This window comes from Chryseobacterium sp. Marseille-Q3244, assembly GCF_940807095.1.
In the GTDB taxonomy this organism is placed as follows: domain Bacteria; phylum Bacteroidota; class Bacteroidia; order Flavobacteriales; family Weeksellaceae; genus Chryseobacterium.
In genome coordinates this window covers 1-6,669 of the sequence record NZ_CALNWX010000030.1, presented here as the reverse complement: position 1 = coordinate 6,669, position 6,669 = coordinate 1, and the positions used below count along the sequence as shown (strand labels likewise).

Genomic DNA, 6,669 nt, shown 5'->3' with positions numbered 1-6,669 from the left:
AACTCTCTAACCAAAATAAAAACTCTTATTAAAATGAATGCTTTTGTTAAAAAGATTGGGCAGAAATGGTTTGCCTGGACAGTCAAAAACCCTAAGGAATTTTTTATGTATTCGATGCTGAACTTCACGCAGTAAAACTTTCTAAAAATAAGTTTTGCTGCATTGTTCAGACTCACCAAATTTTTATAATTTTAATAAAACAAAGATGTTAAGTTATTCAAAATCAGAATTTAACAATACAGAATTCAATTCTCTAATTAAAATGATAGAGGTTCTAGATACCGAACATAAATGCAGAGAATATCTTGAAGAATTACGTTGGAATGGAGAACCAGTTTGCCCTCATTGTGGAAGTGTCAGAGAAAACCATTACAAGCTAAAACAGGCAGGAAAATTTAAAGGACTTTATAAATGCAAGGATTGCAGAGAACGTTTTACCGTAAGGGTTGGGACTATGTTTGAAGATTCAAATATTAAGTTCAAAAAATGGTTTCTAGCAATCTATATATTTGCTTCCCATAAAAAAGGAATTAGTAGCCATCAATTGGCTAAGGATATTGATGTAACCCAGAAGACCGCTTGGTTTATGCTATCAAGAATAAGAAATGCCTTTAAGGCTGATAAATTGGGAAAATTTGATGGTATTACTCAGGTCGATGAAACATTTGTTGGAGGAAAAAACCAAAAGAAGTCAAAGAAAAATAGAACAGAAAATACTCAAGGTCGTAGTACTAAAACAAAAACCGTTGTGTTTGGTCTTTTGAGTAATGGAATCGTTACAACTGAAATTGTTCCAAATACAAAAGGCAAAACTTTAATTAATGTTATCAAAAACATGGTTGAAGAAGGTTCAATCGTTGTTAGTGATGGTTGGGTTGGATATTCAAAACTTTATAAAAACTTCATTCATAAAAAGATTCCCCACAATGAGGGATTATATGTAAAAGATAACTTTCATACAAATAGTATTGAGGGATTCTGGAGTTTGTTAAAAAGAGGTATTTTAGGTATCTATCATTCTGTTAGCCCTAAACATCTACAAAAGTACTGTGATGAATTTGCTTTCAGATACAATACCAAAAATTATAAAGAGGGAGATAGGTTTAACCTTGCGTTGCTTACTGCTACTGAAAGGCTTACTTATGAAGAGCTGATAGCTTGAAATAGTTAATATTTACCGAAGATCAATATATACATTAATACTTAAATTAGTATTTTTGTGATATGAGAACTGTTGGTGTAAATTTAATGTCTGATTATATTATAGCATTCTGTCAAAATATGGGAGTGAGAATTAGCCCTTTAAAAATACAAAAACTATTATATTATATTCAAGCATGGCATATTGCAAAATTTAATAAGGCACAGTTATTTAATGAACTTCCAGAAGCTTGGGTTAATGGTCCTGTATATAGATCGGTGTATAATTCATATAAATCTTCATTTTTTAAAAATGAAGCCATTTCAACCGAACTTGATGAATCAGAATTATATCATGAGATTAAGGAACTTCAAAACAAATTAAATTTGCATGGAAATCAAGTATTATTGATAGATGCTGTACTACAGGCATATGCAAAATTAAGTGATGAAAGATTAGTTCTAATGACCCACAGTGAAAAACCATGGAACAAAGCTAGAGAAGGGCTGTCACCAATTGAAAGAAGTGGTAGAAAATTAAATATTGATGATATGTATGATTATTTTAATAAAATAACTAATGCTTGAAAATCTAAATCTTGAAATTGAAAACCTAATAGAAGAGCAAGGACGTGATTTAAAATTTAAATTAAAAGATACAGTATTACCTAGCAATTTTGATTGTACAATTTCTATTTCATATGATTATTTGTTAACAGATACAAGTGAATATTCTTTCTCTAATCCAGAGTTTAACAAAGTATCTAGTGAAAAACATCCAAATATGTCAGATGCACATATTTATTTCTCATATATCAAAAAAATTTGCAATAGTAAATTTAGCAAAATAGTGGATGATAAATCATTTTTTCAAATTGTTAACCCTAATAAGAATTTAAAAGAAATAGCTGATTTTATTTTTTCTGAGCCGCTACAGGCTGAACAGATTCCTCAATTTTTTGAAATTCGATTATATACGAATAAGGATAAAGCACCTAGAATATTTGGCTTTATTGGACATACAAATATATTTTATATTTTGTTTTACGATCCATTTCATAAGATTTTTAATAAAACTGGTAAAATATGAAGGATGATAAATTTTATAATTTATCATCCTTCAATTAATTTACAAACCTAGCACTCCCATAGAAGCACCCAGATAATTATCAAAATCATTAGAATTTTTCAAATAGCTTTTATCTAAAACATCATAGTTAACACCCCACAGCTTATCATTTAAAGCAACAAATTGCTTATTCAAAGCCATTGCAGATTTAGTTAAAGTTGTCCAGGCTGAAATATCAGCTTTTGACATTCGGTTTCTTTGCAATCTGTATATTCTGATATAATTATCAAACTTTGGATTATATGACAATGCTTGTTTTCTTAATCCTTGCATTTGGTCAAACCATGTGTCTATTTTCTTTAGATAATCCTTATCTCTTTTCAAGGTATTGTAGAAAATAGCATCACATGGAATTTTATAATGTTTTGTTGTAATGTATTTCTGCTCATTTTGCCCATAAGTTTTATAACCCATAGAAGCTAATAACTTTTCAACATTTCCAGTATCATTTATTCCAATGATATTTTGAAATGTATCATAAAGTACCAAATAGAATTTACCTGTGTCAATATTCTGCATCAAAGTATTAGATTTGCCAGGTGGATATTTCAAATATTCACGCAAATCATCCGATAATTCATTTTTTAAGAATCTGTTATCTACATCTTCGCCAGAAATTAACATAGTACTTGATATTTCTTTATAGTTACCTTTCAGTTCTTCAATATTTGTTATAGGTTGATCTCTATCAATAATATATGCATTTCGTTTTGCTATGACATTTGATTTTACAAGTCCATCCATATATTTTTCATCTTCTGAAAATGACTTTTCTTCTTCAAGCATTTTTGGATATTCTTCAACAACTGATGGAACATAAGAGTTTGGTTTATGAGGAACTTTCATATAGTCATTATATTCTTGTTCAAAAATTTTCTTTGATTCAAGAAATAATCCATACATATACGTAGGAACTTTACCTTTAACAAAAGGATGATATTCTACTTCTTTTGTGGTAATAGGATAAACCATGCTTTGTTCCGATTTTAGTTTACTGATAACCTCGGAATTGATAGCGAAAGTTGTTTGTGCAGATAAGTTTGCAAACATCAATATTGAACATGATGTTATTGCTTTGAATGTAGATAATTCAAATTTCATTGTGTGGTAGTTTTGGTTAATATTTGATAAAAACATTCCTAAAAAGAAATGAAAAATAAAGCGTGGACATTGTACCACGTTAACCAAGGGCTACCACACCCTTAAAAGCAATGATACAAGCCACGCCAATACAGGCGTACCCTATATACATTATTTGCTTTTATAAGTGGAAGTCAAAAAACTTCGTTGTGGTAGTTTTGGTCAGCAATAATGCAATTAAGCACGATTTATTTTTACATTCCTAAGAATGATACTTTATTACCACAAATATAATAAAAATTGTTAAGGCTGAAAAACGAAAAACCCTCTAAAATAGAGGGTTTTTCGTTTATAGAATTCAAATAATTTTAGAATGTTAATTCTAACTCATCTATTATTTTACTTTTTTCAAGTCTTGTAATAACTGAGTTATGAATATATTCTTTATTGCTACGAAAGTAATCATTGGCAACACTCAAAAGAGCAGCCTCAAGATTTTCCGTCTTTTTAAGTTCTTTTAGAATAAAACTTCCAGACAGGAATGGCATTTCTACAAATCTATTACTTAGACCATTAGAAACTAGTAGATCAAAAATTACCATTCCTGAATATTTTTTTCTCTTAAAATTAGTTTCAACTTTTGTAATAACATCTGGTAATCTTTTATTTGAATTTATAAAGACTACCGCATTATCATTAACGATAACTATTTTAAATTCAGATTTCATTTATTTTATTATTAATTGTTACATATAGATACATAACAGCCTTCTATTAGCTCAGCTGTTTCATTTATTGATGATTTTGCAATTTCAATATCACTAATCAACCTTGTAGAGATAATGGTATCATCTACATGAAATAATGCATGTCTATTATTTTTATGAAAGTTATACATTTTTTCTAATGATTCTACTATTTTCTCATTGTTAATTGTAGCTTTATGTCTTTGTTGCAATATATAAGTTCCATCACTAGATTCTTGAAATTGTTGCCCTATATTATTCCCTACACTTATACCATTATTAATGAATAATTCTTTTATACAGCCCTCTAACCCTCTGAATATTGGGAAAACCATAAAAGAAAAATCTCCAATACCTTTATCAGCAACATCAAGTCTTTCAGTCAAAAATACAGGCATAATAATACATTTTGTTGTATCGCTAATCATAGAATTTGTAACAGGAAATCTTGCCTCAAATAACTTCTCAATTTCAGTCTTATCTAATTCATCAATTTTTACACTATCTAATGTTGCTTCTACAATATCATTGTAAGTTAGATACTTTGATAATCCTTCAATAACTTGTGACTTCATTAAACCACTAGTACCTTGAACATTAAATGCACCATTTGTAAAATGATTAATTGAAACGTAATCACCGTAAATACTTTTAATTTTATATTGTTTTCCATTGGGCAAATTAATAGTATTTTCCAATGTTGCATCACAAAAATTTTCAAGAAAATCTAATAAATCTGCAAGCTCACTATCTTCCAATTTTTTGATATAAATTGAAGTATTTAATTGTTCTGAATATTTACAGCATTTAACAATATGTTCTGAAATAGCTTCACTTAATGTTTGATTTTGACATTCTTGCCAAGAAACTGTAGTTTTACCAGATGTCAAAGGATATACATTTATTTTACTAACGACAATTCCATTTTCAGATATATGATATTTAATACAATTTGTATCTCCTTTAATATCTATAACATAAGCAGAATTGTAATCTTTTATTGCATCCTCAATAGTCTCTCTTTTTAAATTAATTTTTTTAAATGACATTCGTTTGGTTATTAGTTTTATTTTGCAAATATATAAATTTTCAAATAATAAGCTAATAATCAGATTTTTATCAAATCTACAAGATTGTAGTGACAAAACTTGACGTATAATATTGTATTTTAGTAAAAACAATTAAACATGAAAGTTACATTTTTAGCTGATGAGTTAACAGATACCCAAATAGACATAGATATTGTAGATTTTGAAATACTACCAGAAATAGGAGATTATATATCAATAATTGACTTTATGAAAGAGGAACAAAAGGAATTATTTTTAAAGTATGTTGAGTCAATAGATAAAATCAGTCTAGCAACTGTTGATGGTCGTGTTTGGAATATTGTAAATGGAGAAAATAATGTCCAATTAAGTTTATATTTTGAGCCTTTAACTAATTAAAATTAATAAACTACTTTTTGGTTTCATTAGTTTTGTCTTCATTTGGTTTAGCATCCGCTTGTCCCTCTTCTAGATTATTATTTTCGTCAACCTGTTTTTCAGTACTTTCTTGGACAGTAGTGACAGTTGAATTTTCTAAATTTTCTGTGATGAATTCTTTTAATGATTTCATAATAATTGAATTTAGAATATATATACAGCATCGAGGTTTGGTAACTTATAACAAATGTAGTTTGTACTTTAAAACAGCATCAAGATGATGCTGTTTTATCTTAATAGACATTAGTTTTAGGTCTATTTGGAAAATAATCCATACCATTATTTAATTCCACAAACTTCTTAATAATCTCAAAATCATGAATTGCTGAATAAATTTCAAAATTTGAAAAGTAATATTGGTACAAATTATATTCTCTCAATTTTTTATCATTTAAGAATTGGATAGTATTATGTAAATCTTTCTGCTCTGAAAAATATTCTTCATCCAAAATAGTTAAAATTAGATTTTTATTAATCGGAAATATTATCTCGACGCCTTCTGCCCAAAAACCCGAATACAAAGATAATTTTTGTTTAAGGTGAGGTTTTAAAAGTAATGGGTTGTCTGATGTTAAAACGTTATCTGATGTATAAAAAAATATCCAGATTTTCTTTACTAATTGTTCTTGAATATCGTATCTCCATTCCTCATCTAAAATAAAACTTGAATGCAATGCCGAAGAGTAATTTTCATCAAATTCTAAGTTTAGTTTATTAATATTTTTGAATTTTTGATTAGCCATCGAAAGAAAAGATGATATGATATCAATGCTTTTTGAATTCATATCTTTATGCAGATTCCAATGATTTTCAATAAAATTCGGATGTCTGATGTGTTGTATAGCAATTAATTCTGCAAAATAGTCTCTGTCAATTTCATCAATAACATTATTGTAAATATTTTTCTTATCCCAATTTCCTAATAATTTGATTATTTTTTGAAGTATATCGTTTAAAATCGGCTGTGATAAAAATGCGCTCTCCCTTGCCCAATGCTCCTGCGGTTTCGTATAAAATACCGTCCCCACCGCCTACGATAGCATCAAAGAAATTGAACGCTTCACGGTTTTGTACGATATGGTAATCT

General features: G+C 28.3%; 9 protein-coding genes and 1 pseudogene. 4 read left to right on the top strand and 6 right to left on the bottom strand.

Going from position 1 to position 6,669, the window contains the following annotated elements; all coding sequences use genetic code 11:
* The first annotated feature begins 205 nt into the window (after positions 1–205).
* The 3 genes from NBX25_RS24630 (at position 206) to NBX25_RS24620 (ending at position 2,230) form a co-directional block, all read left to right on the top strand.
* Positions 206–1,162 (top strand): IS1595 family transposase, encoded by a 957-nt coding sequence (locus NBX25_RS24630; RefSeq protein ID WP_502799815.1) that lies wholly within the window; start codon positions 206–208, stop codon positions 1,160–1,162.
* Positions 1,163–1,224: 62 nt separating this feature from the next.
* Complete coding sequence (locus tag NBX25_RS24625) at positions 1,225–1,728, top strand: Panacea domain-containing protein (RefSeq protein ID WP_250255829.1); 504 nt, start codon at positions 1,225–1,227, stop codon at positions 1,726–1,728.
* Positions 1,721–2,230, top strand: coding sequence for a hypothetical protein (locus NBX25_RS24620; protein ID WP_250255828.1), 510 nt, complete (start codon positions 1,721–1,723; stop codon positions 2,228–2,230). Before NBX25_RS24625 ends, NBX25_RS24620 begins: the two co-directional genes overlap by 8 nt.
* Before the next feature lie 39 nt (positions 2,231–2,269).
* Here the strand turns inward: NBX25_RS24620 and NBX25_RS24615 are convergent, their stop codons facing one another.
* From NBX25_RS24615 to NBX25_RS24605, 3 genes are all read right to left on the bottom strand, one after another.
* Positions 2,270–3,370 (bottom strand): hypothetical protein, encoded by a 1,101-nt coding sequence (locus NBX25_RS24615; protein WP_250255827.1) that lies wholly within the window; start codon positions 3,368–3,370, stop codon positions 2,270–2,272.
* A 347-nt stretch (positions 3,371–3,717) separates the two neighbouring features.
* Positions 3,718–4,077, bottom strand: coding sequence for a type II toxin-antitoxin system RnlB family antitoxin (locus NBX25_RS24610; RefSeq protein WP_250255826.1), 360 nt, complete (start codon positions 4,075–4,077; stop codon positions 3,718–3,720).
* A gap of 11 nt (positions 4,078–4,088) precedes the next feature.
* Positions 4,089–5,144 carry a type II toxin-antitoxin system RnlA family toxin gene (locus tag NBX25_RS24605; protein ID WP_250255825.1) on the bottom strand — a complete coding sequence of 352 codons (1,056 nt, stop codon included), beginning with the start codon at positions 5,142–5,144 and terminating at the stop codon, positions 4,089–4,091.
* Positions 5,145–5,282: 138 nt separating this feature from the next.
* On the opposite strand from NBX25_RS24605, the gene NBX25_RS24600 reads away from it, so the two are divergent.
* A complete protein-coding gene (locus NBX25_RS24600; protein WP_250255824.1) occupies positions 5,283–5,543 on the top strand; it encodes a hypothetical protein in 261 nt (86 codons plus the stop codon).
* A 10-nt stretch (positions 5,544–5,553) separates the two neighbouring features.
* On the opposite strand, the gene NBX25_RS24595 is transcribed toward NBX25_RS24600, so the two are convergent.
* From NBX25_RS24595 to NBX25_RS24585, 3 genes and pseudogenes are all read right to left on the bottom strand, one after another.
* On the bottom strand, positions 5,554–5,715 hold the full coding sequence (locus NBX25_RS24595; RefSeq protein ID WP_250255823.1) for a hypothetical protein: 162 nt from the start codon (positions 5,713–5,715) through the stop codon (positions 5,554–5,556).
* A 100-nt stretch (positions 5,716–5,815) separates the two neighbouring features.
* Positions 5,816–6,481 carry a DUF4238 domain-containing protein gene (locus NBX25_RS24590; protein ID WP_250255830.1) on the bottom strand — a complete coding sequence of 222 codons (666 nt, stop codon included), beginning with the start codon at positions 6,479–6,481 and terminating at the stop codon, positions 5,816–5,818.
* 31 nt (positions 6,482–6,512) lie between these two features.
* Positions 6,513–6,669 (bottom strand): annotated as a pseudogene (locus NBX25_RS24585) (DUF932 domain-containing protein); the annotation flags it as partial.